Below are 24,923 nucleotides of genomic sequence, written 5' to 3'. Positions count from 1 at the left end.
CTCCCGTCCCCCGGGGGAGGCAGCTTCGGCCCCCCGTTCCCTGGGGCGGCCCCGCCCGATCCGGGGTGGTCAGCCCCGGCGCGGCCCCGCTCCTCCGGGGTGGTCAGCCCCGGCGTCGGGACAGTGCCACCGCTCCCCCGCCCGCCACCAGGAGCGCGGCAGCGCCGCCCATCAGATACGGGGTCACCGAGCTCCCGCCGGTCTGTGCCAGGTCGGCCTGCGCGGGCGCGCCCTTGGTCGTCACGTCGGAGGTTCCCGGGTCGGCGGCCGCCGCGGGCGCGGCGGACTCGGGCGCGGCGGACTCGGGCGCGGCGGACTCGGCCGCCGCGGGGGCCGGCTCGGCCTCCTCCGCGGCCTCGGGGGTCTCACAGGTCGCCTGCGCGAGACTCAGGGTGCCCTTGACCTCGGCCACGTTCAGCTTCAACGGGTTGATGGAAACGGTGAGTTCGAGGGCGGTCGCGGCCGCCGTACGGGACGTGGTCTCGCGCTTCGACAGGTCCAGGCGCACCTCGCCGACGCCGGGCACCTTGACGTCCGTGGGACCGCCCGCGGTCAGCCTGGTCCGCTTGCCGAGGACGGTGACCGCGCCCAGGACGTTCGCCGAGGCGACCGGTGCCTTCCCGGCCTCGCAGGTCGCCTTCGAGGTGATGCTCTCGACCTCGATGACGGACAGCAGGGGCAGGCCGGGCACGTGCAGCCGGGCATGGGCGAGCTCGGTGGAGCCCTCCGCCTTGTCGGCGGTGACCGTCGCCTTCGCCGTCGCCACCTCGGCGCTCAGCACGCTGAACGGCCTGCCCCCGTCGACGCCGTCGAGACGGGCGCGGAGCGCGGTCCGCTGCGCGTTCTGCCGCTTCGGCGCCTCGACCTCGTTGAGCGAGACCGCGAGGGGGACACCCACGGACCTGTTCAGCAGGGCCACGTCGAGTCCGGTGCGCAGGACGGCGGCGCTCGCCCGGCCCTGGCCTCCGGTCGCGTGGGCGGTGTCCGCCGCGACGAGGGCCGCGGGACCGGCGGCCAGGGACGTGGCCGCGGCGACGGCGGCGAGACGGCGTGCGGGCATGCGGAAGTGGTTGCCGTTCAAGGCGTGGGACCCCCAGTAGTGACGTGCTCGGGACCCGGCAAGGATTACGCACTAAGGGTGAACAGGGGGCTATCTCGGGGCACTTCACTCCATCGTGGGATTTCCGTGCACTTTTTCGAATCTAGCGGCACGGATGTTCCACCCGGTCACCCTCATGCCTCACCTCGTGTGCGCACGGACAGCCGGACCGCGCGCACGAGGGGGCGCAACGACGCACCGCCCCGGCCGGTCACGCTTCGTCAACCGAGTGCGTCGCGGGCCCGGGTGTGCCGACGCGGTGGTCGCGGAGGTGTTCAGCCGACGACGTGACCGTTCAGCACCACCCGCCGCGGAGCGGCCAGCACCCTCACGTCCGCCCGCGGGTCCGTCTCGTACACCACCAGGTCCGCCGGCGCCCCCTCGGTGAGTCCGGGGCGGCCCAGCCAGTCGCGCGCGCCCCAGGTGGTGGCCGAGAGCGCCTCGACCGCGGGGATGCCGGCCGTCACCAGTTCCGCGACCTCGCCGGCCACCAGACCGTGCGCGAGGCTGCCCCCGGCGTCGGTGCCGACGTACACCGGGACGCCTGCGTCGTAGGCGGCGCGCACGGTGTCGTAGCGGCGCTCGTGCAGTCGCCGCACATGGGCCGACCAGCGCGGGTACTTGCTCTCGCCGCCCGCGGCGAGCTGCGGGAAGGTCGCGATGTTGACGAGGGTCGGGACGATGGCCACGCCCCGCTCGGCGAACAGCGGGATCGTCTCCTCGGTCAGACCGGTGGCGTGTTCGATGCAGTCGATACCGGCCTCGACGAGGTCCCGCAGGGAGTCCTCGGCGAAGCAGTGCGCGGTGACCCGGGCGCCCAGCCGATGGGCCTGCGCGATCGCCGCCTGCACCGCCTCGCGCGGCCAGCAGGCCGACAGGTCGCCGAGGTCGCGGTCGATCCAGTCGCCGACCAGCTTGACCCAGCCGTCGCCGCGCCGGGCCTCCCGGTCGACGTGCGCGACCAGTTCGTCCGGCTCGACCTCGTGCGCGTAGCCGCGGATGTAGCGCCGGGTGCGGGCGATGTGCCGGCCGGCCCGGATGATCTTCGGGAGGTCCTCGCGGTCGTCGACCCAGCGGGTGTCGGAGGGCGAGCCCGCGTCCCGGATCAGCAGGGTGCCGGCCTCGCGGTCGGTCAGCGCCTGCTTCTCCGCGACGTCCGCGTCGACCGGGCCGTGTGCGCCGAGGCCCACATGGCAGTGCGCGTCGACGAGGCCGGGCAGCACCCAGCCCTCGACGGTACAGATGTCGCGGACGCCGGCGGGACGGTCGTAGGAGATCCGTCCGCCGACCACCCACAGCTCGTCCCGGACGTCCCCGTCGTCCGGGCCGACGAGCACCGGACCCTTCACGTGCAGCACCGCGTGATCGCTCATGCCCCGCACCTTAGTGAGCCGCTACGCCGGTCCGCCCACCTGGTCCGAGGTCTCCTCCTCCACCTCGGCCATGGCGGGGTCGAGGAGGCGGGAGAGGAAGTGGCGGGTGCGTGCGTGGCGCGGGTTGCCGATGACCTCGGCCGGGCGGCCCTCCTCGACGATCACCCCGCCGTCCATGAAGACGACCCGGTCGGCGACCTCACGCGCGAAGGTCATCTCGTGGGTGACGACCATCATCGTCATGCCCTCCTGCGCGAGCATGCGCATGACGGCGAGGACGTCCCCCACCAGCTCCGGGTCGAGGGCCGAGGTCGGCTCGTCGAAGAGCATCACCTCGGGCCCCATCGCGAGGGCGCGGGCGATGGCGACGCGCTGCTGCTGGCCGCCGGAGAGGGCCGCCGGATAGGCGTCGGCCTTCTCCGCCAGACCCACCCGGGCGAGGTTCTCGGCGGCGATCCGGGCCGCCTCCTCCTTCCCCCGGCCGAGCACCCGGCGCTGCGGCAGCGTGAGGTTCTCGGTCGCCGACAGATGGGGGAAGAGGTTGAACTGCTGGAAGACCATGCCGATACGGCGGCGTACGGCGTCGATGTCGACGTCGGGGTGCGTGACCTCCGTACCGCCGACGAACACCTGGCCCTTGCTCGGCTCCTCCAGGAGGTTCACGCAGCGCAGCAGGGTCGACTTGCCGGAGCCTGACGGGCCGATGACACAGACGACCTCGCCCTGGGCGATCTCCAGATCGATACCGCGCAGCACCTCGTTGTCGCCGAAGGACTTGTGCAGGTCCTTCACCTGGATCTCGGGCGTGCTCACTTGGCGGCCTCCCCCGACTTCGCTTCGAGACGGCGTACCACGAACCCGAGCGGGATCGTCACGAGCAGGTAGCACAGGCCCGCGACCAGGATCGGTGTGGAGTTGGCGGTCGTGCTGGCCAGGTCGCGGCCGTACTTGGACAGTTCCCGCTCCTCCAGGGTGACACCGAGGAACAGCACCAGCGAGGAGTCCTTGAAGAGGGTCACGAGTTCGTTGGTGAGCGGCGGGAGGATGATCCGGAACGCCTGCGGGACGATGATCGAGACCATGGCCCGGGCGTGCGAGAAGCCCAGCGAGCGGGCCGCCTCCATCTGCCCCCTGGGCACGGCCTGGATGCCCGCGCGGAACGTCTCGGCCATGTACGCGGCCCCCACCAGGCCGAGCGCGATGGCGACCTTGCCGTACGTCCCGCCCGGGATCTCCGTGCCCGGGAACGCGAGCGGCACCGCGACGCCCACGAAGATGAAGATCAGCAGGGCGGGCAGTCCGCGGAAGACCTCGATGTAGACACCGGCGGCCCAGCGGTAGGGGCCCACCGACGACAGGCGCATCAGGGCGATGACGATGCCCAGCACGAGCCCGACGACGAAGCCGAACGTCGTGTACAGGACGGTGTTCTTCAGCGCCAGGGTGATGACGTCCGGGAACATCTGCTTGACCAGGTCCCACTGGAAGAACTGGTTCTTCAGACGGCCCCAGTCCGCCGCGACCGCGAAGGCGATCACGGCGGCCGCGAAGACGACGTACTGCGCGCCGCGCGAGATCCGGCGCTTCTGGCGCCGGCTCAGGCCGGTCCTGCGGGGCTGGAGGGGGGTCTCGGCACCACTCATGAGGCGGACGGGGAGGCGACGGCCGCGTCGTACGGGCCGATCCACTTCTCGTAGAGCTTCTTGTACGTGCCGTCGGCCTTGGCGTCCGCGATCGCCTTGTTGATGGCGGCCAGGAGCTTGGTGTTGCCCTTCTTCACCGTGAAGCCGTACTGCTCACCGGTGTTGAGGTTGTCGACCACCTTGAAGTCGTCGGCGTTGGCCAGGTCCTTCAGCCAGCCCTGGACGACCGGGTAGTCGATGATGACGGCCTGCACCTGGCCGGTGCGCAGCCCGCTGAGGACCGCGTCGGAGGACTCGAAGGAGATCGGGTCGAAGCCCTGCTTCTTCGCGTAGTCCTCGCCGGTGGTCTGCGCCTGGGCGCCGAGCTTCTTGCCCTTCGCCTTGACGTCGGCGAGCGAGGTGATGCCGCTCTTCTTGTCGACCAGGACGGCCTGCGTGGCGTCGAAGTACGGGTCGGAGAAGTCGACGTTCTTCTTGCGTTCCTCGGTGATCGTCATGCCGGCGGCGGCGAGATCGCACTGCTCGGAGTTGAGGAACGCGCCCGTCTTGAAGTTCTCGAAGGGCGTGTCGACGATGGCCTGCTTCACGCCGAGGTTCTTGGCGACGAGGTCGATCAGCGACACGTCGAAGCCCTGCACCTTGCCGTCGAGCTCCGACTGGAAGGGCGGGTACGGCAGATGGGTGCACGTGGTGAGCTGCCCGGCCTTGACGAGTTCGACCCCGCCGGCCGCCGTCTTCGTGGCGCCGGAGCCGCTGCCGCCGGAGGAGCATCCGGCCACGAGGACCAGTCCGGCCGTCGCCGTGATGGCGGCCAGGACGCGGGCCCGGCGTCCGAGAGGGGTGTTCACGGGGTGACCTCCTGAAGGGGTCCGTGGGGGGCGGTGGGGGGCTGTGAGTGAGCTGTGGGTTCAGATTATAAGGAGATGTTTGAGGTCCTCAAATTAAACCGATGGCTACGCGGCCGTACAGCCTAAGAAGTCGCCGGTCACCGGCCGCCGCTCGCCATGCGTCGGACGCCGGGCGAGGGGGGCGACGGTCGCCGGATACCCTCGTCAGCGTCGACCATCCGTGAGGGGTCGGCCACCCGTGAGTGACAGAGAGCGAAGAGAGCACCGCCGTGACCCACCCGTTCCTCGACCTGCCCCCGCTGAGCGCCGCGCGCTTCGCCTCGATCGAGGACCGGGTGGCCCGGCTCCTCGGCACCCGTCAGGACGTCGTGATCATGCAGGGCGAGGCGCTGCTGCCGCTGGAGGGCGCGATCCGCGGGACCGCCGGTCCCGGCACGACCGCCCTGAACGTGATCACCGGCCCGTACGGGCAGACCTTCGGCGACTGGCTGCGCGACTGCGGGGCGAAGGTGATCGACCTGGCCGTGCCCTTCCACACGGCCGTCACCGCCGACCAGGTGCGGGCGGCCCTCGCCGAGCACCCGGAGATCGACTTCGTGTCGCTGGTGCACGCCGAGGCGGCGACCGGCAACACCAACCCGGTCGCGGAGATCGGCGAGGCGGTACGGGCCCACGGCGCCCTGTTCTACCTGGACGCCGTGGCCTCCGTCGGGGCCGAGCCGGTGCTGCCGGACACCTGGGGCGTCGACCTGTGCGTGATCGGCGCGCAGAAGGCGATGGGCGGTCCGGCCGGTGTGTCGGCGGTGTCGGTGAGCGAGCGGGCCTGGGCCCGGATGGCCGCCAACCCCGGGGCGCCGCGCCGGTCGTACCTGTCGCTGCTGGACTGGAAGCAGCGCTGGGTCGACGGCGGCCGCAAGGCGCTGCTGCACGCGCCGGCCCAGCTGGAGATGCTCGCGCTGGAGGCCTGCGTGGAGCGGATCGAGACGGCGGGACTGGACACGGTGATGGCCCGGCACCGCAGCGCCGCGCTGGCCACCCGGGCGGGGGCGGTGGCACTGGGCGGCGGCCTGGAGCCGTACGTGTACGAGGAGCGGGACGCGGCGCCGGTCGCCACGACGCTGCGGACGACCTCGGGCGTGGTGGCGTCGGAGCTGGTGGCACGGGCACTGGCGGCGGACCCGACGCTGCCGCTGGCCGCGGGCGGGGGCGCGCTGGCCAAGGAGATGATCCGGGTCAATCACTACGGCGCCGACGCGACGGTGGAGGCCGTTCGGGCGAGCCTGGTGGCGCTGGGCGCCGCACTGGCCGAGCAGGGCCCGGCCGTGGACCCCGAGGCGGCACGGCGGGCCGTGGAGAACGCCTGGCACTAGGACCCGATCCACCGGACGGGCCCCAGGACCCACCGCCTGATAATTCCGAATTCGCAGTCCTTCGAAAATCCCCGGATCCGATCCCTGGATCCGGGGATTTTCCGAATTTCGATCCAGGGCAGCTCCCCGCATTCTCCTGCCCGCTGATCACTTACCTAAACGCAAAGATTTCGAGCGTATCCGAGCGGGCGTTCCACGGGGATTCCGTGAAGGCCACACCCGTGTGACCCGTTCCACAGTGCGCCCGTTTTACCGCTTTCCTGGCGTTTAAAACCGTACATTCTGCACACCCTTCCCCTCCTGCGCGCACCCGCGCGATAACACGGGACGAGCTCGGAAGTAAGCCCGTCCGGTCATGCATTTTTCAATTTCCCTCGGTAAATTCAATTTGCATGACTGCCGTACAAGCAGACCTGCACTTCGACCGCCCGTCGGTGTCGGACGGGGCCGCTCTGTGGCGTATCGCCAAGGACTCCGGGACACTCGACCTGAACTCCTCCTACAGCTATCTGCTGTGGTGCCGCGACTTCGCCGGGACGTCGGCGGTGGCACGCGGAGAGGACGGGCGGCCCGTCGGGTTCGTCACCGGGTACGTCCGGCCCGAGCGCCCGCACACCCTGCTCGTCTGGCAGGTGGCGGTCGACCGTACCCACCGCGGCCGCGGTCTCGCCGGCTCGCTGCTCGACGGGCTGACCGCCCGGATCGCCGCCGAACATCCGCTCACCTGCGTCGAGACCACCATCACGCCGGACAACACCGCCTCCGAGCGCCTGTTCACCTCGTACGCCGCCCGGCACGGGGCGGCCGTCACCCGCGAGGTGCTGTTCGCGGCGGACCACTTCCCGGACGGCCCGCACGCACCCGAAGTCCTGTACCGCATCGGCCCGTTGACCCACCCGTCGCACTGACACCCGTCGCACCGAGGAGCGTTTCGCCGTGACCATCACCCAGCCCGACCTGAGCGTCTTCGAGACCCTGGAGTCCGAGGTGCGCAGCTACTGCCGCGGCTGGCCGGTCGTCTTCGACCGCGCGCAGGGCAGCCACATGTACGACGAGGACGGCCGCCGGTACCTCGACTTCTTCGCCGGCGCCGGATCACTCAACTACGGCCACAACAACCCCGTACTCAAAAGGGCGTTGATCGACTATCTGCTGCGCGACGGGGTCACCCACGGGCTCGACATGTCGACCGTCGCCAAGCGGTCGTTCCTGCGGACCTTCCAGGACCTGGTGCTGCGCCCGCGCGACCTGCCGTACAAGGTCATGTTCCCGGGGCCGACCGGCACCAACGCCGTCGAGTCGGCGCTGAAGCTGGCGCGGAAGGTGAAGGGCCGCGAGGCCATCGTGTCGTTCACCAACGCCTTCCACGGGATGTCGCTCGGGTCGCTCGCCGTGACCGGCAACGCGTTCAAGCGGGCGGGCGCCGGCATACCGCTGGTGCACGGCACGCCCATGCCGTTCGACAACTACTTCGACGGCCGGGTGCCGGACTTCCTGTGGTTCGAGCGGCTGTTGGAGGACCAGGGCTCCGGTCTGAACAAGCCCGCCGCCGTGATCGTGGAGACCGTGCAGGGCGAGGGCGGCATCAACGTCGCCCGCCCCGAGTGGCTGCGCGCGCTCGCCGCGCTGTGCGAGCGCCAGGACATGCTGCTGATCGTCGACGACATCCAGATGGGGTGCGGACGCACCGGGGCCTTCTTCTCCTTCGAGGAGGCCGGGATCACCCCCGACATCGTCACCGTCTCGAAGTCCATCAGCGGCTACGGGATGCCGATGTCGCTGTGCCTGTTCAAGCCGGAACTCGACGTGTGGGAGCCGGGCGAGCACAACGGCACCTTCCGCGGCAACAACCCGGCGTTCGTGACGGCGACGGCCGCGCTGGAGACGTACTGGGCCGACGGGGCCGCCATGGAGAAGCAGACCCGCACCCGTGGCGAACAGGTGGAGCAGGGGCTCGTCTCGATCACCGAGGAGAACCTCGCCGACGTCCGCGAGTACCGGGGCCGGGGGCTCGTGTGGGGCCTGGAGTTCCACGACAAGGGCCGCGCCGAGCGGATCGCCCGGCGGGCCTTCGAACTCGGGCTGCTCATCGAGACGTCCGGCCCGGAGAGCGAGGTGGTGAAACTGCTGCCCGCCCTGACCGTCACACCCGAGGAGCTGGACGAGGGCCTGCGCGTCCTGGCCCGCGCCGTCCGGGAAACCGTCTGACCAGCGTCCGGCGAGGAGGGACCACCACTCATGATCGTTCGATCGTTCGAGGACATCGAAGGCACCGACCGGCACATCAGGTCGAGGTCCGGCACCTGGGAGAGCAAGCGGATCGTCCTGGCCAGGGAGCGGGTCGGCTTCTCGGTGCACGAGACCGTCCTGTACGCCGGGACCGAGACGTCGATGTGGTACGCCAACCACATCGAGGCCGTCGTCTGCACGAAGGGCGAGGCCGAGCTGACCGACCACGAGGCCGGCCGGACGTACACGATCACGCCCGGCACCATGTACCTCCTCGACGGCCACGAGCGGCACACGCTGCGCGTCAAGGAGGACTTCCACTGCATCTGCGTGTTCAACCCGCCCGTCACGGGCCGGGAGGACCACGACGAGAACGGGGTGTATCCCCTGCTCACCGAGCCCGAGCCCGAGGAGGCGTGACGTCCATGACCGTGATCACCGACCTGTACCCCACCCGCGGCACGAGCGAGGTCGCCGTCCCGCGCCAGGACCCGGTCGTCTGGGGCGCCCCGGACACCCCGGGACCGGTCCCGACGGCCGACCTCCAGGCCTATGAGCGCGACGGCTTCCTCACCGTCGACCGGCTCATGGGCGACGACGAGGTGGCCGTCTACCGGCAGGAGCTGGAGCGGCTGGTCGCCGATCCGGCCGTCCGCGCCGACCCGCGGTCCGTCAGGGAGCCGAAGTCCCAGGAGATCCGGTCCGTCTTCGAGGTCCACCGGATCAGCGAGGTCTTCGCGCGGCTCGTCCGCGACGAGCGCGTGGTCGGCCGGGCCCGGCAGATCCTCGGCTCGGACGTCTACGTCCACCAGTCGCGCATCAACGTCAAACCGGGGTTCGGGGCCGGCGGCTTCTACTGGCACTCCGACTTCGAGACCTGGCACGCCGAGGACGGTCTGCCGAACATGCGCACGGTGTCCGTCTCGATCGCGCTGACCGAGAACCACGACACCAACGGCGGCCTCATGATCATGCCGGGCTCGCACCGCACGTTCCTCGGGTGCGCGGGGGCCACCCCGCGGGACAACTACAGGAAGTCCCTCCGGATGCAGGACGCGGGCACCCCGTCGGACGAGGCGCTGACCTCGCTGGCGGACCGGCACGGCATCCGGCTGTTCACGGGCCGGGCCGGCTCGGCGACCTGGTTCGACTGCAACTGCATGCACGGGTCCGGCGACAACATCACGCCGTTTCCGCGCAGCAACGTCTTCATCGTGTTCAACAGCGTGGAGAACGAGGCGGTGGAACCGTTCGCGGCACCGGTACGACGGCCCGAGTACATCGGGGCGCGGGACTTCACCCCGGTCCGGTGAGCCACCGCCCGGCACCGGACCGGCCGGGGCGCCGCGTCCCGGGCGGTCCGGTGCCGGAGGTTCAGCCGGACAGGACGTCCAGCAGCCGGTCCACGTCCGCGGTGGTGTTGTACAGGTGGAAGGAGGCGCGCAGGTTGCCCGCACGGTCGGAGACCTCGATGCCCGCGCGGCTCAACTCGGGCTGGAGCCGGCCCAGTCCGGGCACGGACACGATGGCCGAGCCGGGGGCGGGCAGCGGTTCGCGGCCGAGTGAGGCGAGACCCGCGCGGAAGCGGTCGGCGAGGGCGAGGTCGTGTGCGTGCACGGCGTCCACGCCGAGTTCCTCGACGAGGGCGAGCGAGTGGCGCAGTCCCGCGTAGCTGAACAGGGCGGGGCTGACGTCGAACCGGCGGGCGGAGTGGGCGAGTTCGGTGACCGGGCCGTAGCAGCTGTCCCAGGGCCGCTCCCCCGCGACCCAGCCGGCCAGCAGCGGGGTGAGTCCGCCGAAGTCCTCCGGCACCACCAGGAAGGCCGCCCCGTGCGGGCCGAGCAGCCACTTGAAGCAGATGGAGACGGTGTAGTCGAAGTCGTCGGCGGCCAGCGGGAGCCAGCCGGCGGCCTGGGACCAGTCGACGCAAGTACGTGCCCCGTGCGTCCGGGCCGCCTCGCGCACCGCGCCGAGGTCGGCGATCCGCCCGTCGGCGGACTGGGCGGCGCTGACCGCGACGAGCGCGGTGCCCGGACGGACGGACTCGGCGAGCCGCTCCAGCGGCACGGCACGCACCTTGAGGTCCCCGCGGACGTGGAAGGGGTTCACCACCGAGGCGAAGTCGTCCTCGGCGGTGAGCACCTCGGCTCCGGCGGGCAGCGAGGCGGCGATCAGCGCGGTGTGCGCGGCGACCGAGGGTCCGGCCGCCACCCGGGTGACCGGGACACCGGCCAGTCGGGCGAACGCGGCCCGGGACTCCTCCACGTCCGTGTGCAGCGAGGTCAGCGGTCGGCCCTCGGCCCGGACCCGGGCCGCCTCGGACAGGGCGGCCACCGTGCGGGCCGGGAGCAGTCCGCTGCTCGCGGTGTTGAGGAAGGTGTTCTTCGGTCCGAACTCGGCACGGACGACGCTCTCGAAGTTCTCCATGGGACCACTCTGCGGTCCCGTGAAGTCACCGTCCATTGCCGATTTCTGCGTGGTTTCGCCAACGAACGCTTATGGATGGGCCCGGAGCTGGGCTTTCGTCACTGGGGCACCGCGCACCCGTCGGGGCCGCAGGCCTGGGCGCCGTCGGTGTCGGCGGCGCCGACCGGCTTCAGCACCGGGCGCTCGCCCCACGCCTGGGTCAGCGCCTGGGTGAAGACCTCCGCGGGCTGGGCGCCGGAGACGCCGTAGGTGCGGTCCAGGACGAAGAACGGTACGCCGTTCGCGCCGAGCTGGGCGGCCTCGCGCGCGTCGGCGCGGACCTCGTCGGCGTAGCGGTCCGGGTCGGCCAGCACCTCGCGGGCCGCGTCGCCGTCCAGTCCGGCCTCGACGGCCAGCTCGACCAGCCGCTCGTCGCCCTCGGAGTACACGGAGCGCTCCTCGGCGAAGTTGGCCCGGTACAGGATCTGGAGCAGCTCGTCCTGGCGGCCCTGCTCCTTGGCGAAGTGCAGCAGCCGGTGCATGTCGAAGGTGCTGCCGTGGTCGCGGTCCCGGGTGCGGTACGCCAGTCCCTCGGCGGCGGCCTGGGTGCCGAGGTTGTCCTCGCCTGCCTGGGCCTGGGCCTGGCTCATGCCGTACTTCTTGGTGAGCATCGTGAGCACGTCCACGGTGTCGCCCTTGGCGCGCCCGGGGTCCAGCTCGAAGGAGCGGTGCACGACCTCGACCTGGTCACGGTGCGGAAAGGCCGCGAGCGCCTTCTCGAAACGGGCTTTTCCGACATAACACCACGGGCAGGCGATGTCGCTCCAGATCTCGACGCGCATGTCTTCGGCTCTCTCCGGGTCGTACGGGTACGGAGACTCCCTCCGCCGGATGCATGAACGTTCAAACAGCCCGCGCTATTCCCGCACGCCCCGGATCGCCGCATTCCGGGCTGCCCGGATCCCCGTACGGCCGGATTCCGGGCTCAGCTGCCGTCCCGCAGGTCGTCCGGCCAGGCGGGCCGGAACTCGATGTGGTCGTAGGTGACGACACAGCCCTCCCCTATCGGCGACTGCGACATGAAGCCGACCAGGGCGGCGCCCGTCTCCTTCTCCCCGCCGAGGGTGAACAGCCGGACGAAGGTCCAGCGCTTGCCGTCCCGGGAGGCGTGGAAGGCGAAGGCGCGGCCGGTCCTGCTCACCCGCAGCCAGACCGAACTGCCGTCCACCGTGAAGGAGTTGGCGTCGTCGGAGTGCCCCAGGGTGACCACCGTGCACACCGTGGGCACGTCCGGGGAGTACTCCAGGCAGAGCTTGGCCCAGGCCCGCTCTCCGACGTGGACGTAGAGCACCCCGGCGTCGAAGGCCGCGGCGAAGCCCACGGTGACCCGGGCGATCAGCTGGAAGTCGCCTTCCGGCGCCCCCAGCAGCCGGGGTGCGTCGGTGGCGGGATCGAGCGCCTCGCCGGTGGGCGACACGAACCGGTCCTGCCGGGGACCGGCCCATCCACTGAGTATTCCGTCCTCGTAGGCCCAGTGCCCGTCGGGGCCGTAAGTGCGCAAGGAGAAAGGGAGTTCGGGGAGTTCGACGTCCATCGGCGGATTCTCTCAGGTGCTCCGGAGAAACCCGAGGGGGGTCCGGTCCCGTGTCGCCCGACGGCCGTGCGGCGGGGGCCTGACGGCCGCCGAGGGGGCAGGCGGCGGGACCGGACAGCGCCCCGGAAGGGCCCGCGACGGAACCGGACGGCCGCCGCACAAGGCGCACTGCGGAACCGGACGGCGGCCCAGCAAGGCGCGCGACGGAACCGGACAACGGCCCAGCAAGGGCCCGCGACGGAACCGGACGGCGGCCCAGGGAGGCGCGCGGTCTCCCGCGGGTGCCCTCGGCGGCCGTCCGGCCCGTCGTGCGAGGGGACCCCGTTACCGCTCCAGCCGGCCGTCGAAGCGGCGCGGCAGGCCCAGCGGGTTGTCGTCCTTCAGCTCCGGCGGCAGCAGGGCCTCCGGCGCGTTCTGGTAGGCGACGGGCCGCAGCCAGCGCTCGATCGCCGTGCCGCCGACCGACGTCGACGTCGAGGTCGTCGCCGGGTACGGGCCGCCGTGGTGCTGGGCCGGCGCCACCGCGACCCCGGTCGGCCAGCCGTTGACCAGGACGCGACCGGCGAGCGGGGTCAGTTCGGCGAGGATCTCCGCGCCGCGCCCCTCGCCCGCCGCCTCGCCCTCGGACAGCTGGACCGTCGCGGTCAGGTTGCCCGGCAGCCGCGACAGCACACCGCGCACCTCGGCGTCGTCCTCGTAGCGGGCCACCACGGTGACCGGTCCGAAGCACTCCTCCAGCAGCAGGTCGTACTCGCTCTCGGCGGTCAGCCTGCCCGCCGGTACGGTCAGGAAGCCCGCGCTCACCGTGTGCTCGCCGCCCGCGCCGGGGGTCACCGGGGAGTCCACGTCCGCCAGCCCGGTCCGCTCGGCCACCCCGGCGATGAAGTTGTCGCGCATCCGGTGGTCGAGGAGGACCCCGGCCTCGGTGGCGCTGACGGCGTCCGTGAGGGACTTGACCAGTCCGTCGCCCGCGGCGCCGGACGGCACGAGCACCAGCCCCGGCTTCACGCAGAACTGGCCGACGCCGAGCGTCATGGACCCGGCGAGCCCGGCCCCGATGGCCTCGGCGCGCTCCACGGCCGCGGCCTCGGTCACCACGACCGGGTTCAGCGATCCGAGCTCGCCGTGGAACGGGATCGGCACCGGCCGGGCGGCCGCCGCGTCGAACAGCGCGCGCCCGCCCCGGACGGAACCGGTGAAGCCCGCGGCGGACACCAGCGGGTGCTTGATGAGCTCGACGCCGGCCTCGAAGCCGTGCACCAGGCCCAGCACACCGTCCGGGATGCCGTGCTCCGCGGCGGCCCGGCGGACCACCTTGGCGACCAGCTCGGACAGCGCCGGGTGGTCGGGGTGGGCCTTGACCACGACCGGGCAGCCCGCGCCCAGCGCGCTCGCGGTGTCGCCGCCCGCGACGGAGAAGGCGAAGGGGAAGTTGGACGCCGAGTAGACGGCGACGACGCCCAGGGGCACCTTGTAGCGGCGCAGGTCCGGGATCGGCGGGGTGGCGGTGTCGTCGGGGTGGTTGATGACCACGTCGAGGAAGGCGCCCTCGTCGACGATGTCCGCGAAGGCCCGCAACTGGAAGCAGGTGCGGGCGAGCTCCCCGGTCAGCCGGACCGGACCGAGCGCGCTCTCGGCGTCGGCGGCCTCGACGAGCTGGTCCCGGGCCGCCTCCAGGTGCGTGGCGGCGGAACGCAGGAAGGCCGCGCGGACGGTGCGGTCGGCGAGCGCGCCGCGCGCGTCGTGCGCGGCGCGGACGGCGGCGTCCACCTCCTGGACCGTGGCCGCCACCGCAACCTGTTCCCGCTGCTTCCCGGTTCGGGGGTCGACACTCCAGACTGGTGCTGCTGCCACCGCGGGTCCCTCCACATCGAATGCCGCATGCAATGCCGCAGTATGTACGTCATCCACCAGGGCGTTCGATATACTGAACACCGTCTCGGATGATGAATATGCTGTCGGAGACTATTTCCCGTCGAACGAAGGGGTCAAGGGCGATGTCGGCAGGCGAGACGGGGGGCGGAGCGCAGGTCAAGTCCGCGGTACGGACGGTTGAGCTGCTGGAATACTTCGCCGGACGGCCCGGGATGCACTCCCTCGCGTCGGTCCAGGAGGCCGTCGGCTACCCCAAGTCCAGCCTGTACATGCTGCTGCGCACGCTGGTGGAACTGGGCTGGGTGGAGACGGACGCGACGGGCACGCGGTACGGCATCGGGGTGCGCGCGCTGCTCGTCGGCACCTCCTACATCGACGGCGACGAGGTGGTCGCGGCGGCCCGGCCGACCCTGGACCGGCTCTCGGACGACACCACCGAGACCATCCACCTGGCCCGCCTGGACGGCACGAACGTCGTCTACCTCGCCACCCGCCAGTCCCAGCACTACCTGCGCCCCTTCACCCGGGTCGGCCGCCGGCTGCCCGCGCACTCCACCTCCCTGGGCAAGGCGCTGCTGAGCACGTACACGGACGAGCAGGTCCGCAAGCTGCTGCCCGAGTCGCTCCCGGCGCTGACCGAGCACACGATCACGGACCGTGAGAAGCTGATCGAGGAACTGCACCAGGTCCGGGAGCAGGGCTTCGCCGTGGACCGGGAGGAGAACACGCTGGGCCTGCGCTGCTTCGGCGTCGCCATCCCGTACCGCACCCCGGCCCGGGACGCGATCAGCTGCTCGGTCCCGGTGGCCCGGCTCACCCCGGCCCACGAGCAACTGGTGAAGGACGCCCTGTTCGACGCCCGCGACCGGCTGACGCTCGCCACTCGGAGGCTCTGACACGATGGAAGTCGCCCTGCGCAAGGTGCACGACAGCGATCTGGCGGTCTTCTTCCGGCAGATGAACGACCCGGAGTCCCTGCGGATGGCCGCGTTCACGCCGGAGGACCCGGCCGACCGCGACGGCTTCGACGCGAAGTGGCGGCGGATAAGGGACAGGGAGCTGGTCCGTACGGTGCTGGCCGACGGGGACGTCGTCGGAACCGCCTCGGTGTACGGGGAACCGGGCGAGCGCGAGGTGACGTACTGGGTGGACCGCGCCTACTGGGGGCGCGGGATCGCCACGGCCGCGCTGCGGCTCCTGCTCGCCGAGGTGAGCGAGCGCCCGCTGTACGCGCGGGCGGCGGCCGACAACGAGGGCTCGCTGCGGGTCCTGCGCAAGTGCGGCTTCCGCGACAGCGCCCGGGCCAGCGGCTTCGCCCACGCGCGCGGCGAGGAGATCGCCGAGATCGTGCTGACGCTGCACGACTGAGGCGACCGGCGCGACCTGCGCGGCTGACGCCACGCCGTATGAATGTGCGATGAAAAACCGGGCGGAAGGGAACGATTCCCCTCCGCCCGTTCGTCTGTCCGGACGGAATGAACAAGACGATCAGGCGCGCATCGGTCTTCGCGCTGCTCCTCGTGCTCGCTCTGCTGGTCAGGGCGACGTGGGTGCAGTTCTACGAGGGCCGGGCACTCGCGGACGACAAGGACAACCGGCGCAACGCGATCACGACGTACGCGGATCCGCTCGGGAACATCGTCGTGGCCGGTGAGGCGATCACCGGCTCGGCACGGACGAAGGACGGAGATCTCCGCTACCGACGCACCTACACGGACGGCGAGCTGTACGCGGCGGTGACCGGCTACGCCTCGCAGAGCTATGCGCCGACCCAGCTGGAGGGCATCTACCAGGACCTCCTCAACGGCACGGACGACCGGCTGCGGACCGTCCTGGACACCGTCACCGACAAGCGCGCGGATCCGGGGAACGTGATCACGACGATCGACCCCGCCGTGCAGAAGGCGGCGTACCGGGCGCTCGGCGACAACAAGGGCGCGGCCGTCGCGATCGATCCGAAGACCGGCAGGATCCTGGCGGTCGTCTCGACCCCGTCGTACGACCCCTCGTCGCTCACGGACGCCAACACCGCGGGGACGGCCTGGAAGAAGCTCACCGCCGACGCCGACAAGCCGCTGACCAACCGGGCGCTGCGCCAGCCGCTGCCGCCGGGCTCGACCTTCAAGCTGGTGGTGGCGGCCGCCGCGCTGGAGAACGGTCTGTACACGTCGGTGGACCAGCACACGGACAGCCCCGACCCGTACACCCTGCCCGGTACCAGCACGGTCCTGAGGAACGAGAACACCTCGGCGCCGTGCGCGGACGCCACGATCCGGGTCGCGTTGCAGTACTCCTGCAACAACGTCTTCGGGCACATGGCCGTGCAGCTCGGACAGGACAAGGTGCGGGCCATGGCGGAGAAGTTCGGCTTCGACGACGACAGCCAGGACGTCCCGGTCCGGGCCTACGCCAGCGTGTACCCGTCGGGCATGGACAAGGCGCAGACGGCCCTGTCGGGCATCGGCCAGTTCGACGTCACCGCGACCCCGCTCCAGATGGCCATGGTGTCCGCGGCCATCGCCAACGACGGGAAGCTGGTCTCGCCGCACATGGTCGCGCAGATCACCGACGGCGGCGGCGACGTGCTGAAGAACTACGACGACGAGGCGACCGGCACCCAGGTCGTCAGCTCCGCCACCGCCAGGCAGCTCCGGTCGGCGATGCAGACGGTCGTCGAGCAGGGCACCGGCACGAACGCGCTCATCGACGGGGTGACCGTGGGCGGCAAGACGGGCACGGCCCAGCACGGCGAGAACAACAGCAAGACGCCGTACGCCTGGTTCACCTCGTACGGCACGTCCGACTCGACCGGCGAGGAGGTCGCCGTGGCGGTCATGGTCGAGCAGTCGGACGCGGCCCGCTCCGAGGTCAGCGGCAACGGACTGGCCGCGCCGGTGGCCCGGGCGATGATGAAGGCGGCGCTCAAGTAGCGACCGGGCGGGGGGCGGTCCGGCCGGACCGCCCCCCCCGGGCCTCACTTGACCCCGAGGAGCTGCTCCACGGGATCGATCGCGAAGTACACCAGGAACAGCGCCGAGACCGCCCACAGCAGCCAGTTGACCTCCTTGGCCTTGCCCAGCACCGTCTTGATGACGACGTAGGCGAGGAAGCCGGCGCCGATGCCGTCGGTGATGGAGTACGTGAACGGCATCGCGACGATGGTCAGGAACGCCGGGATCGCGATCTCGAACTTGTCCCAGTCGATGTGCTTGACGTGGGTCATCATCAGGAACCCGACCGCGATCAGCGCGGGCGCCGCGGCCTGGAGCGGGACGATGGTCAGCAGCGGGGTGAGGAAGAGCGCGAGGCCGAACAGGCCGCCGGTGACCAGGTTGGCGAAGCCGGTGCGGGCGCCCTCGCCGACGCCGGCCGCGGACTCGATGTAGGCGGTGTTGGAGGAGGCGGAGCCCAGTCCGCCCGCGACGGCGGCGGCGCCGTCGATGAACAGCACCCGGCCGATGCCCGGGACCTGCCCCTGCTCGTCGAGCAGCCCGGCCTCGGCGCTGATCCCGACGATGGTGCCCATGGCGTCGAAGAAGTCCGACAGGACCAGGGTGAAGACCAGCAGGACCGCGGTGAGCGCACCGGCCTCGGCGAAGCCGCCGAACAGGCTGAAGTGACCGATGAGCCCGAAGTCCGGGCTGGCGACGATCTTGTCCGGCACCTTCGGGGTGGTGAGCCCCCAGCTCTTGATGTCGGCGACGGCGTCGATGACGATCGCGACGACGGTCATGGTCACGATGCTGATGAGGATGGCGCCCTTCACCTTGCGCGCGACCAGCGCGATGGTGAGCAGCACACCGAGACAGAAGACCAGGACGGGCCAGCCGGTCAGTCGGCCGACGGCGCCCAGCTGCACCGGCACGGTGGTGTTCGCCGCGTCCGGGATGCGGCTGACGAAGCCGGCGTCCACGAAGCCGATGAACGCGATGAACAGGCCGATGCCGACGCCGATCGCCTGCTTGAGCTGCTGCGGGATCGCGTTCATGATCGCTTCCCGGAGGCCGGTGAGCACCAGGACGCAGATCAGGATGCCTTCGAGGACGACGAGGCCCATCGCGTCGTCCCAGCTCATCAGCGGGGCGATCTGGAAGGCGACGACGGCGTTGAGGCCGAGGCCGGCCGCGATGGCGAGCGGGAGGTTGCCGCCGATGCCCATGACGACGGTCATCACGCACGCCACCAGCGCGGTGGCGGTGACCAGTTGGCCGGTGTCGAGCGTGTGCCCGAACTTGTCCTTGGCGCTGCCGAGGATGATGGGGTTCAGGACGAGGATGTACGCCATGGTGAAGAAGGTGGCGAATCCGCCGCGTATCTCCCGGCCGATGGTGGAGCCTCTGGCGGATATCTTGAAGAACCCGTCGACCCCGCCTGCCGCCGGTGGTGCGGCACTTGGCCGGTTGTCGACCTTTTGCGCTTCGGACATCACGATTCTCCTCGTAGCCTGCGTGCTCGGTGTGCGGATGCTGGCTGGATTGTTCCCCTCTTCAAGCACTTTCAGGTTTTCTTCGTGTTACGGAATCCGATCCGGGCGGTCATACGTTGTCCGAAGCCCCGCACGGGTAAGGCAGTTGACCACTGCTACGCTTCCGGACCTCGCCCCTGCCACCCCTCGGGGCACCGCCATGTCATTCGCATGACACACAGGCTCCCCGAGAAGAGGTCACCCGTGGGCACAGTCGTCGACGACGCCGCCTCCGCGGAGTTCCGGGCCTTCTTCGAGCGCCACTACGCCGAACTCGCCCGCCTCGCACACCTGTTGACCGGCGAGCCGGACGCCGCCGACGATCTGGCGGCGGACGCGCTGCTGGCGCTGTGGCACCGCTGGGACCGGGTCCGCGCGGCCGACCATCCGGTGGCGTACGCGCGCGGGGTCGTGGCCAACCTGGCCCGCAGCCGCATCCGCAGCGCCGTGCGCGAACGCCGCAGGGTCGCCCTGTTCTGGTCGCAGCGCGAGGAGCGGACGGAGAACCCGGACGTCGCGGGGATGCTGGACGTCCGCACGGCGCTGCGCCGACTCCCCTTCCGCAAACGGGCCTGTGTGGTGCTGCGCCACGCGTTCGACCTCTCCGAGCAGGACACCGCACTCGCCCTCGGGGTCTCGGTGGGTACGGTCAAGAGCCAGACCTCGAAGGGGATGGCGGAGTTGCAGAGGCTGCTCGGCGCGCGGGAGGCACGGCAGCAGGTGCACGCGGCGATGGCGCACACCGGCAAGTCCGCGGGAGGGGACCGATGACGATGCGGCGGGACGTGCGCGAGGACCTGTCCGCCCGGCTGCGGGAAGCCGCCGGGACGCACCGGCCGGACCGGGCCCGGATGCTGGCCCGGATCGAGCGCGGGATGGCGGGTCAGGAGCGGCCGGACCACCGGGTGACGCGCCCACCGCTGTGGAGCTGGGTGCGGATCGTGAGCGCCACGGCCGCGGTCGCGGGACTGCTCGCCGTCGGCGGCTACGCGGTAGCGTCCGCCGTGCGGACGGACGCCCCGGCGCCACGGGCGGCCGCGGCCCCGCCGGCCCCGGACGGGGTCCCGGTCGCGACGAGCCGTCCGTCGGCCTCGCCGCGCCCCGACCCGGACTCCGGCGGCAAGCCCGGCCCGGCCGACCCCGGCACGTCCCGCTCGCCCGCCGTCTCCGTCCCCGCGTCCACACCCTCCGCTTCCGTCTCCGCGCCCCCGCCCGCCGCCGGTGCCGAGGACGGGCCGCTGCGGTCGGTCGGATCGGTGGACCCGCACAGCAACGACTTCTGGGCGCAGAGCAGTGTCACCTTCCGGACCTCGGAGCAACTGACCTCGCTGAGTGTGCGGTTGAAGGTGAGGCAGACCGGCGGGGTCGGCTCGACCGGTGCCTGGCGCACGCTGCCGGAGGACGACTTCACGCTGACCGTCGGCGAGCGGGACGGCTTCCTCGTCTACACCTGGGTGCTCAAGGCGGGCCGTACGGTGCCGGTGGGCCAGTGGGTGTTCGCCGGGCAGTACGACCACGACCGCGGCGGCCGGAACGCGGGCGACGACAGCTACACGGTCACGGCCACCGCGGGCGGCCGGGAGCACGTCGTCTCGGGCGACTTCGCCGGCAGTTGAGACGAAGCGGGCCGGGGGAGGAAACGCCCCGGCCCGCCTCCGGAACACGGTCGCCGCCCAGGCGGAGAAGGTTGCCGCCGGACGACGCCTTGGTGCCGTGGCCCTAGCTGACGAAGTACGTCGGGTTCGGCAGCTTGTACGTGCGGTCGGCGTAGCCGCCGTCCAGGTCGGAGTACTGGTCGCCGAAGTTGGCGACGATGTCGTACCCGAGGCTCTCGATGTGCTTGCGGGTACCGGACTTGTACTGCACGGTCGTGCAGTTCCAGGCGCCCGGGGTGGCGCAGGCGGCGAGGTAGGCCGGCGGGTTCGCCTTGTCCTTGAGGAACATGTGGGCGGCGTCGAGGTTCACGTCGGCGCCGATCTTCTTCAGGTTCGCGACGGCGGCGGTGCGCTGCGCCTCGCTGAGACCCGAGTTGTAGAAGACCTCGACGCCCTTGGCGTGGGCGTAGCGCACGAGCTCCGCGCTGCCGAAGACGCCCGGACGGTCGGCCTTGTCGACGTACTCCGCCCAAGTGGTGCCGTTGTACGTGTAGTTGTAGCGCTTCTCGTAGTCGAGGCTGAGCAGCAGCGTGTCGTCGATGTCGAAGACGACCGCGGGCTTCTCGCCCTTGTGGTGCGCCGCCTTGTGGGCGGCCCGGTCGATCTGCTTGCGCGCGGCGGCGTCGATCCGCGCGAGGTCCTTGGCATACGGGCTGTCCGGGGACGCCTGGTACACGCCGGCGCTGTCGGTCGTGATGCCGTAGTAGGTGTCGATGTCCTTCACCAGGAGACCGATGTTGTACGGCTCACGGGTGGAGTTGGCGGTGGACTGGCCGGCCGTGGCGGCGCCGGCGCCGTACAGGCCGGCACCGGCGACGGCACACGCCGCGGCCAGCGCCGCGAGACGAAGTGGCTTATGCATGACACGAGTTCTACGCGCGTCACCCGGGCGGGCGCGAGACCCGTTGCCCGATCGATATCTCCCTCACAGGCAAAAAACGGGTCAAGCGCCCCGGAGTTGGCGGCCCCTCGTCAGTCCATGGTCGCGCCGATGGTGGTGCTGCCCGTGGTCAGGAACGTCGTCACGGGCAACGCACCGCTCGACTGGCGGGAGTTGTACGTGGTCGTGGCGTCCGTCGACTTGAAGGAGGGGGTGCTGATGCCGCTGTCCCAGTTGTTGCCGGCCGAGACCACCGAGGAGCCCTTGGAGACCGAGCCGCTGCCGTTGCTCACGGCCAGGTTCTTGCCCAGTCGGGCGGCGCTGGTGGCGAAGTAGTAGCCCCAGTTGCCGTTGGCGTAGGCGGTGGTGCGGTTGATGACGATGGCACCGGTGTTGGAGTTCTCGGTGAAGCCGTTGCCCGCGTTGCCCCAGGCCGCCGAGTTGTTGACGACGTGGGCGACCACCTCGCCGTCGCCGCCCAGCTTGTAGCCGTTGCCGTCGCCGGCGAAGGCCGAGTCGGACCAGCGGTTGACGCCGTTTCCGAAGGACCAGGTGTGCTCGACGGTGACGGGCGAGGAGAAGGACCAGAAGTCGATCCCGTCGTCCGAGTTGTTGTACAGGCGGGCGCCGGTGACGAGGTTGCCGGTGCCGGAGCCGAACTTGATGGCGACGCCGTCGGCGTTCTCGCCGTGGTTGGCGGCGTCGTAGTTGCCGTAGCTGTCGAGGTACTTGACGGTGTTGTTGACCGTGCCGTCCCCGGTGAGGGTGAAGCCCGAGTCGCCGCCGTTGATGGTCTTGATGTTGGTCCAGTTGGTGCCGGTGCAGGACTGGCAGACGACCGCGCTGTCCGGGGAGTTCTGGAAGGTGATGTTGGAGACGTTCCAGTAGTCGGCGGTCAGCTTGAAGATCCAGTCGCCGTCCGGGAGCGAGGAGCCGTCGATCTTGACCGTCTCCGAGCCGTACGCGGTCAGCGTGACCGGCGAGGAGGAGGTGCCGTTGACCGTGGACTGGAGGGTGGCCGTCGGGTAGTAGGTGCCGCCGCGGACCTGGATGACGGTGCCCGCGGTGGCGTTCTTGATGGCGCTGGTCAGGTCGGTCACGTTGCTGACGACCACGGTGGCGGCCTGGGCCTGGGTGGGCAGGATCGCGAGGCCGGATCCTAAGGCCAGGGCAGCGGTGAGGGTGAGAGCGGTACGACGGGACATGGCGTGCGGGTCCTTTCGTCATGCGACTGTGTCGGGTGGGGGGATGCACGGGACGGGAACGTCGCGAGCACCGGGAACGTCGGGGTTCGGTCAGGGGCGGCCGCGGGGCCGCCAGTCGCGCAGATACGTCCGCGGGGTGTGCTCGGCGGCCTCCTGCGCCGTCAGCTGCGGCCGGTTCTCGGGGACCGTGATCGCCGCACCCGGGCCGGAATCGGCGTACTCGCGAAAGCGCATGGTCTGCCACGGGTAGGCGTCACGCATGTTGGTGTACGGGGCCACCGCGTCGATGCCGGGGCCCAGCCAGGTGTCCCGGACCACCAGCGAGGGCCAGGCGGTCGTCTCGTACGACGGCACCCACGGCCGGGCCAGCTTGTAGGCGGCGTCCTCGGCGGCCGAGGTGACCCGGCAGCGCACGGCGAGGAAGCCGTGAGGGTTCGCCCGGGCCGTGGCGGGGGCGAAGACCATGCCCTTCGGGGTGAAGGTCACGTCCCGTTGCAGGGTGTGGAACCGGCAGCGGTCGAAGACGGCGGTGGCCCGGCCGAAGACGAAGTCGACGTCGCCCTCGATGTGGCAGTGCCGGAAGTACTGACGGTCGAAGGCGTCGAGGGCGGTCGTGTCCGCGAACAGCGTGTCCTGGTGGGCCAGCAGGCGGACGTTCTCGAAGGAGGAGCGGTCCCCGGTGACGTAGGCCGCGACCGCTTGAGTGCCGGTGATGTCCGGGTGGTCGGCGCGCAGCCAGTCGTTGGCGAGGGTGAGGTCGCGGACGGTGAGGCCGGGGGCCGCCGAGGTGAAGGTGGCGGAGCCGGCCGTGCCGTAGGTGCCCGAACCGTCCGGCCGCTGGGTGCCGTTGGCGCGGTCGAAGACGATGACGGTGTCGCGCGGGTCGCCGGTGGCGCCGCGCAGGGTCAGCTCCGCCGCCGCGGCGGGGACGGTGACGACCTCGCGGTAGGTGCCCGGGTGCACGACGATCGTCAGGCCGGGCCGGTCCACCCGGTCCACGGCCGCCTGCACCGAGTCGCCGGGGCGTACGTGCAGGACCCGGCCGTCGTGCGCCGCGGCGGGACCGGCGGCCACCGGGACGAAGGCGCCGGCCAGGCCGGTGAGGAGGGTGCGTCGGCGCATGTCCGTCAGCACTCCTTCCAGGGCGCCCAGTCGCCGAGATAGATCTCGCGGGTCGCCGACTCGGCTTCCTCGTCGGTGAGTTGGGGGCGGTTCTCCGGGACGGTGATCTCGGCGCCGGGGCCGGTGTCGCGGTACTCGGCGAACCGCTGGTCCTGCCACGGGTACGCGGCCGACATGTCGGTGTACGGCGCGACCGCGTCGATCCCGGCGCCCAGGCGGGTGTCGCGGACGGTGAGCATGGGGCGGGCGGTGGGGTCGGAGCCGGGCACCCAGGGCCGGGCCAGCTTGTAGAAGGCGTCCGGGGCCGCACTGCCGACCCGGCTCCGGCTCACCAGGTAGCCGCGCGGGTTGGCGACGGCGGTGGACGGCGCGAACACGAAGCCGTAGGGGGCGCCGGCCAGGTCGGCGCGGTCCAGGGTGCGGAAGTGGCAGTTCTCGTAGACGGCGGTCGCCCGGCCGAAGACGAAGTCGACGTCGCCCTCGACGTAGCAGTCGGCGTAGTACTGGCGGGCGAAGGCGGTCAGCGCGCGGGAGTCGGCGTACAGCGTGTCCTGGTGGCCGAGGAAGCGGCAGTGGTGGAAGGCCGAGCGGTCGCCCTGCACCTTGATCGCGACGGCCTGGGTGCCGGTGATGCCGGGGTGGTCGGCGCGCAGCCAGTCGTTGGCGAAGGTGATCCAGCGGGCGGTGAAGCCGTCGGCCTGCACGGTGGTGGTGGCGGAGCCGGTGGTGCCGTAGGTGCCCGAACCGTCGGGTTTGGGCGTGCCGGCCGCGTTGTCGTACACGATCACGACGTCCCGGGGGTCCCGCGAGGCGCCGATCCAGGTCGCCTCGGTGCGGGTGGCGTCGACGGCGACCGTCTCCCGGTAGGTGCCGGGCGCGATGACCAGGGTCCAGCCGCTGCCGGCCGCGGCGGTCACGGCGGCCTGGACGGTGCTGAAGTCGCCCCGGCCGTCCTGGTCGACGTACAGGGTGGTCGGGGTGGCGCGGTCGGCCGGTGAACCGTAGCGGCCGAAGGGGCGCGGGCGGGCCGCGGCCCGTGCGCGGCCCGGGGCGAGGCCGAGGGCGGCGCCCGCGCCGGCGCCCGCCAGGAGGAGGCCTCGGCGGGAGAGAGGGAGGGGGAGGTGCGAGGGCATACGGCTGCTCCTTCGCGGTGCGGCTC

At 71.3% G+C, this 24,923-nt stretch carries 24 protein-coding genes; 10 read left to right on the top strand and 14 right to left on the bottom strand.

The features are described 5' to 3' along the window. Positions 1-103: 103 nt before the first annotated feature. The 5 genes from FNH09_RS28350 to FNH09_RS28330 form a co-directional block, all read right to left on the bottom strand. Positions 104-1,081, bottom strand: coding sequence for an SCO1860 family LAETG-anchored protein (locus tag FNH09_RS28350; RefSeq protein ID WP_152892755.1), 978 nt, complete (start codon positions 1,079-1,081; stop codon positions 104-106). 293 nt (positions 1,082-1,374) lie between these two features. After that, the gene (locus FNH09_RS28345; protein WP_152892754.1) at positions 1,375-2,472 is read right to left on the bottom strand and encodes an amidohydrolase family protein; all 1,098 of its coding nucleotides are present in this window, start codon (positions 2,470-2,472) and stop codon (positions 1,375-1,377) included. 21 nt (positions 2,473-2,493) lie between these two features. Then, positions 2,494-3,285 carry an ATP-binding cassette domain-containing protein gene (locus FNH09_RS28340; protein WP_162469230.1) on the bottom strand — a complete coding sequence of 264 codons (792 nt, stop codon included), beginning with the start codon at positions 3,283-3,285 and terminating at the stop codon, positions 2,494-2,496. Beyond that, positions 3,282-4,115 carry an amino acid ABC transporter permease gene (locus FNH09_RS28335; RefSeq protein ID WP_152892753.1) on the bottom strand — a complete coding sequence of 278 codons (834 nt, stop codon included), beginning with the start codon at positions 4,113-4,115 and terminating at the stop codon, positions 3,282-3,284. The genes FNH09_RS28340 and FNH09_RS28335 overlap by 4 nt, the downstream gene beginning before the upstream one ends. Further along, positions 4,112-4,963 (bottom strand): transporter substrate-binding domain-containing protein, encoded by an 852-nt coding sequence (locus FNH09_RS28330; protein ID WP_162469229.1) that lies wholly within the window; start codon positions 4,961-4,963, stop codon positions 4,112-4,114. Before FNH09_RS28330 ends, FNH09_RS28335 begins: the two co-directional genes overlap by 4 nt. Positions 4,964-5,232: 269 nt before the next feature. Here FNH09_RS28330 and FNH09_RS28325 point away from each other — a divergent pair, with 269 nt between their 5' ends. From FNH09_RS28325 to thpD, 5 genes are all read left to right on the top strand, one after another. Continuing rightward, a complete protein-coding gene (locus tag FNH09_RS28325; RefSeq protein ID WP_162469231.1) occupies positions 5,233-6,333 on the top strand; it encodes an aminotransferase class V-fold PLP-dependent enzyme in 1,101 nt (366 codons plus the stop codon). Positions 6,334-6,725: 392 nt separating this feature from the next. Further along, the gene (ectA, locus tag FNH09_RS28320; RefSeq protein WP_152892752.1) at positions 6,726-7,241 is read left to right on the top strand and encodes a diaminobutyrate acetyltransferase; all 516 of its coding nucleotides are present in this window, start codon (positions 6,726-6,728) and stop codon (positions 7,239-7,241) included. 28 nt (positions 7,242-7,269) lie between these two features. Further along, positions 7,270-8,541, top strand: coding sequence for a diaminobutyrate--2-oxoglutarate transaminase (gene ectB / locus FNH09_RS28315; RefSeq protein WP_162469228.1), 1,272 nt, complete (start codon positions 7,270-7,272; stop codon positions 8,539-8,541). Between the two features lie 30 nt (positions 8,542-8,571). Continuing rightward, positions 8,572-8,982, top strand: a complete 411-nt coding sequence (locus FNH09_RS28310; RefSeq protein WP_152892751.1) for an ectoine synthase — start codon at positions 8,572-8,574, stop codon at positions 8,980-8,982. A 5-nt stretch (positions 8,983-8,987) separates the two neighbouring features. Then, positions 8,988-9,875: an ectoine hydroxylase gene (thpD, locus tag FNH09_RS28305; protein ID WP_152892750.1), complete on the top strand. Its 888-nt coding sequence runs from the start codon at positions 8,988-8,990 to the stop codon at positions 9,873-9,875. Positions 9,876-9,936: 61 nt separating this feature from the next. Here the strand turns inward: thpD and FNH09_RS28300 are convergent, their stop codons facing one another. From FNH09_RS28300 to FNH09_RS28285, 4 genes are all read right to left on the bottom strand, one after another. Next, on the bottom strand, positions 9,937-10,989 hold the full coding sequence (locus FNH09_RS28300) for an aminotransferase class V-fold PLP-dependent enzyme (RefSeq protein ID WP_152892749.1): 1,053 nt from the start codon (positions 10,987-10,989) through the stop codon (positions 9,937-9,939). Positions 10,990-11,087: 98 nt separating this feature from the next. Then, positions 11,088-11,810 (bottom strand): DsbA family oxidoreductase, encoded by a 723-nt coding sequence (locus FNH09_RS28295; protein ID WP_152892748.1) that lies wholly within the window; start codon positions 11,808-11,810, stop codon positions 11,088-11,090. A 143-nt stretch (positions 11,811-11,953) separates the two neighbouring features. Continuing rightward, a complete protein-coding gene (locus FNH09_RS28290; protein WP_152892747.1) occupies positions 11,954-12,562 on the bottom strand; it encodes a DUF1349 domain-containing protein in 609 nt (202 codons plus the stop codon). Between the two features lie 324 nt (positions 12,563-12,886). After that, on the bottom strand, positions 12,887-14,416 hold the full coding sequence (locus tag FNH09_RS28285; RefSeq protein ID WP_162469227.1) for an aldehyde dehydrogenase family protein: 1,530 nt from the start codon (positions 14,414-14,416) through the stop codon (positions 12,887-12,889). A gap of 143 nt (positions 14,417-14,559) precedes the next feature. On the opposite strand from FNH09_RS28285, the gene FNH09_RS28280 reads away from it, so the two are divergent. The 3 genes from FNH09_RS28280 to FNH09_RS28270 all read left to right on the top strand — a co-directional run bounded on the left by FNH09_RS28280 (position 14,560) and on the right by FNH09_RS28270 (position 17,367). Further along, positions 14,560-15,333 carry an IclR family transcriptional regulator gene (locus FNH09_RS28280; RefSeq protein WP_152892745.1) on the top strand — a complete coding sequence of 258 codons (774 nt, stop codon included), beginning with the start codon at positions 14,560-14,562 and terminating at the stop codon, positions 15,331-15,333. 4 nt (positions 15,334-15,337) lie between these two features. Then, complete coding sequence (locus FNH09_RS28275) at positions 15,338-15,805, top strand: GNAT family N-acetyltransferase (RefSeq protein ID WP_152892744.1); 468 nt, start codon at positions 15,338-15,340, stop codon at positions 15,803-15,805. Between the two features lie 107 nt (positions 15,806-15,912). Continuing rightward, positions 15,913-17,367 carry a peptidoglycan D,D-transpeptidase FtsI family protein gene (locus FNH09_RS28270; protein WP_152892743.1) on the top strand — a complete coding sequence of 485 codons (1,455 nt, stop codon included), beginning with the start codon at positions 15,913-15,915 and terminating at the stop codon, positions 17,365-17,367. A gap of 44 nt (positions 17,368-17,411) precedes the next feature. Here the strand turns inward: FNH09_RS28270 and FNH09_RS28265 are convergent, their stop codons facing one another. After that, entirely contained in the window at positions 17,412-18,863 is a 1,452-nt protein-coding gene (locus tag FNH09_RS28265; protein ID WP_152892742.1) for an NCS2 family permease, read from the bottom strand. Positions 18,864-19,106: 243 nt separating this feature from the next. Between FNH09_RS28265 and FNH09_RS28260 the strand changes: the two genes are divergently transcribed. Together FNH09_RS28260 and FNH09_RS28255 are read left to right on the top strand one after the other, a co-directional pair. Beyond that, a complete protein-coding gene (locus tag FNH09_RS28260) occupies positions 19,107-19,673 on the top strand; it encodes a SigE family RNA polymerase sigma factor (protein ID WP_162469226.1) in 567 nt (188 codons plus the stop codon). Then, positions 19,670-20,518: a hypothetical protein gene (locus tag FNH09_RS28255; protein WP_152892740.1), complete on the top strand. Its 849-nt coding sequence runs from the start codon at positions 19,670-19,672 to the stop codon at positions 20,516-20,518. Before FNH09_RS28260 ends, FNH09_RS28255 begins: the two co-directional genes overlap by 4 nt. 103 nt (positions 20,519-20,621) lie before the next feature. Here the strand turns inward: FNH09_RS28255 and FNH09_RS28250 are convergent, their stop codons facing one another. The 4 genes from FNH09_RS28250 to FNH09_RS28235 all read right to left on the bottom strand — a co-directional run bounded on the left by FNH09_RS28250 (position 20,622) and on the right by FNH09_RS28235 (position 24,897). Then, positions 20,622-21,419, bottom strand: coding sequence for an HAD family acid phosphatase (locus tag FNH09_RS28250; protein ID WP_152892739.1), 798 nt, complete (start codon positions 21,417-21,419; stop codon positions 20,622-20,624). Between the two features lie 110 nt (positions 21,420-21,529). Beyond that, a complete protein-coding gene (locus FNH09_RS28245) occupies positions 21,530-22,642 on the bottom strand; it encodes a right-handed parallel beta-helix repeat-containing protein (protein WP_152892738.1) in 1,113 nt (370 codons plus the stop codon). Positions 22,643-22,732: 90 nt separating this feature from the next. Next, the gene (locus FNH09_RS28240) at positions 22,733-23,764 is read right to left on the bottom strand and encodes a pectinesterase family protein (RefSeq protein WP_152892737.1); all 1,032 of its coding nucleotides are present in this window, start codon (positions 23,762-23,764) and stop codon (positions 22,733-22,735) included. A gap of 5 nt (positions 23,765-23,769) precedes the next feature. Further along, on the bottom strand, positions 23,770-24,897 hold the full coding sequence (locus FNH09_RS28235; protein WP_152892736.1) for a pectinesterase family protein: 1,128 nt from the start codon (positions 24,895-24,897) through the stop codon (positions 23,770-23,772). Positions 24,898-24,923 lie beyond the last annotated feature (26 nt).

Origin of the sequence: Streptomyces adustus (assembly GCF_009377175.1) — a bacterium.
GTDB classification, from domain to species: domain Bacteria; phylum Actinomycetota; class Actinomycetes; order Streptomycetales; family Streptomycetaceae; genus Streptomyces; species Streptomyces adustus.
The sequence above is the reverse complement of the archived record's forward strand: the minus strand, read 5'-3'. Positions and strand labels throughout refer to the sequence as shown.

Excerpts from the sequence above, each read along its gene's own strand:
- FNH09_RS28335 (WP_152892753.1), bottom strand. The coding sequence starts at position 4,115 with ATGAGTGGTGCCGAGACCCCCCTCCAGCCCCGCAGGACCGGCCTGAGC.
- FNH09_RS28265 (WP_152892742.1), bottom strand. The coding sequence starts at position 18,863 with ATGTCCGAAGCGCAAAAGGTCGACAACCGGCCAAGTGCCGCACCACCG.
- FNH09_RS28235 (WP_152892736.1), bottom strand. The coding sequence starts at position 24,897 with ATGCCCTCGCACCTCCCCCTCCCTCTCTCCCGCCGAGGCCTCCTCCTG.
- FNH09_RS28290 (WP_152892747.1), bottom strand. The coding sequence starts at position 12,562 with ATGGACGTCGAACTCCCCGAACTCCCTTTCTCCTTGCGCACTTACGGC.
- FNH09_RS28345 (WP_152892754.1), bottom strand. The coding sequence starts at position 2,472 with ATGAGCGATCACGCGGTGCTGCACGTGAAGGGTCCGGTGCTCGTCGGC.
- FNH09_RS28240 (WP_152892737.1), bottom strand. The coding sequence starts at position 23,764 with ATGCGCCGACGCACCCTCCTCACCGGCCTGGCCGGCGCCTTCGTCCCG.
- FNH09_RS28280 (WP_152892745.1), top strand. The coding sequence starts at position 14,560 with ATGTCGGCAGGCGAGACGGGGGGCGGAGCGCAGGTCAAGTCCGCGGTA.
- FNH09_RS28300 (WP_152892749.1), bottom strand. The coding sequence starts at position 10,989 with ATGGAGAACTTCGAGAGCGTCGTCCGTGCCGAGTTCGGACCGAAGAAC.
- FNH09_RS28275 (WP_152892744.1), top strand. The coding sequence starts at position 15,338 with ATGGAAGTCGCCCTGCGCAAGGTGCACGACAGCGATCTGGCGGTCTTC.
- ectA (WP_152892752.1), top strand. The coding sequence starts at position 6,726 with ATGACTGCCGTACAAGCAGACCTGCACTTCGACCGCCCGTCGGTGTCG.
- FNH09_RS28295 (WP_152892748.1), bottom strand. The coding sequence starts at position 11,810 with ATGCGCGTCGAGATCTGGAGCGACATCGCCTGCCCGTGGTGTTATGTC.
- FNH09_RS28245 (WP_152892738.1), bottom strand. The coding sequence starts at position 22,642 with ATGTCCCGTCGTACCGCTCTCACCCTCACCGCTGCCCTGGCCTTAGGA.
- FNH09_RS28310 (WP_152892751.1), top strand. The coding sequence starts at position 8,572 with ATGATCGTTCGATCGTTCGAGGACATCGAAGGCACCGACCGGCACATC.
- FNH09_RS28255 (WP_152892740.1), top strand. The coding sequence starts at position 19,670 with ATGACGATGCGGCGGGACGTGCGCGAGGACCTGTCCGCCCGGCTGCGG.
- FNH09_RS28250 (WP_152892739.1), bottom strand. The coding sequence starts at position 21,419 with ATGCATAAGCCACTTCGTCTCGCGGCGCTGGCCGCGGCGTGTGCCGTC.
- thpD (WP_152892750.1), top strand. The coding sequence starts at position 8,988 with ATGACCGTGATCACCGACCTGTACCCCACCCGCGGCACGAGCGAGGTC.
- FNH09_RS28270 (WP_152892743.1), top strand. The coding sequence starts at position 15,913 with ATGAACAAGACGATCAGGCGCGCATCGGTCTTCGCGCTGCTCCTCGTG.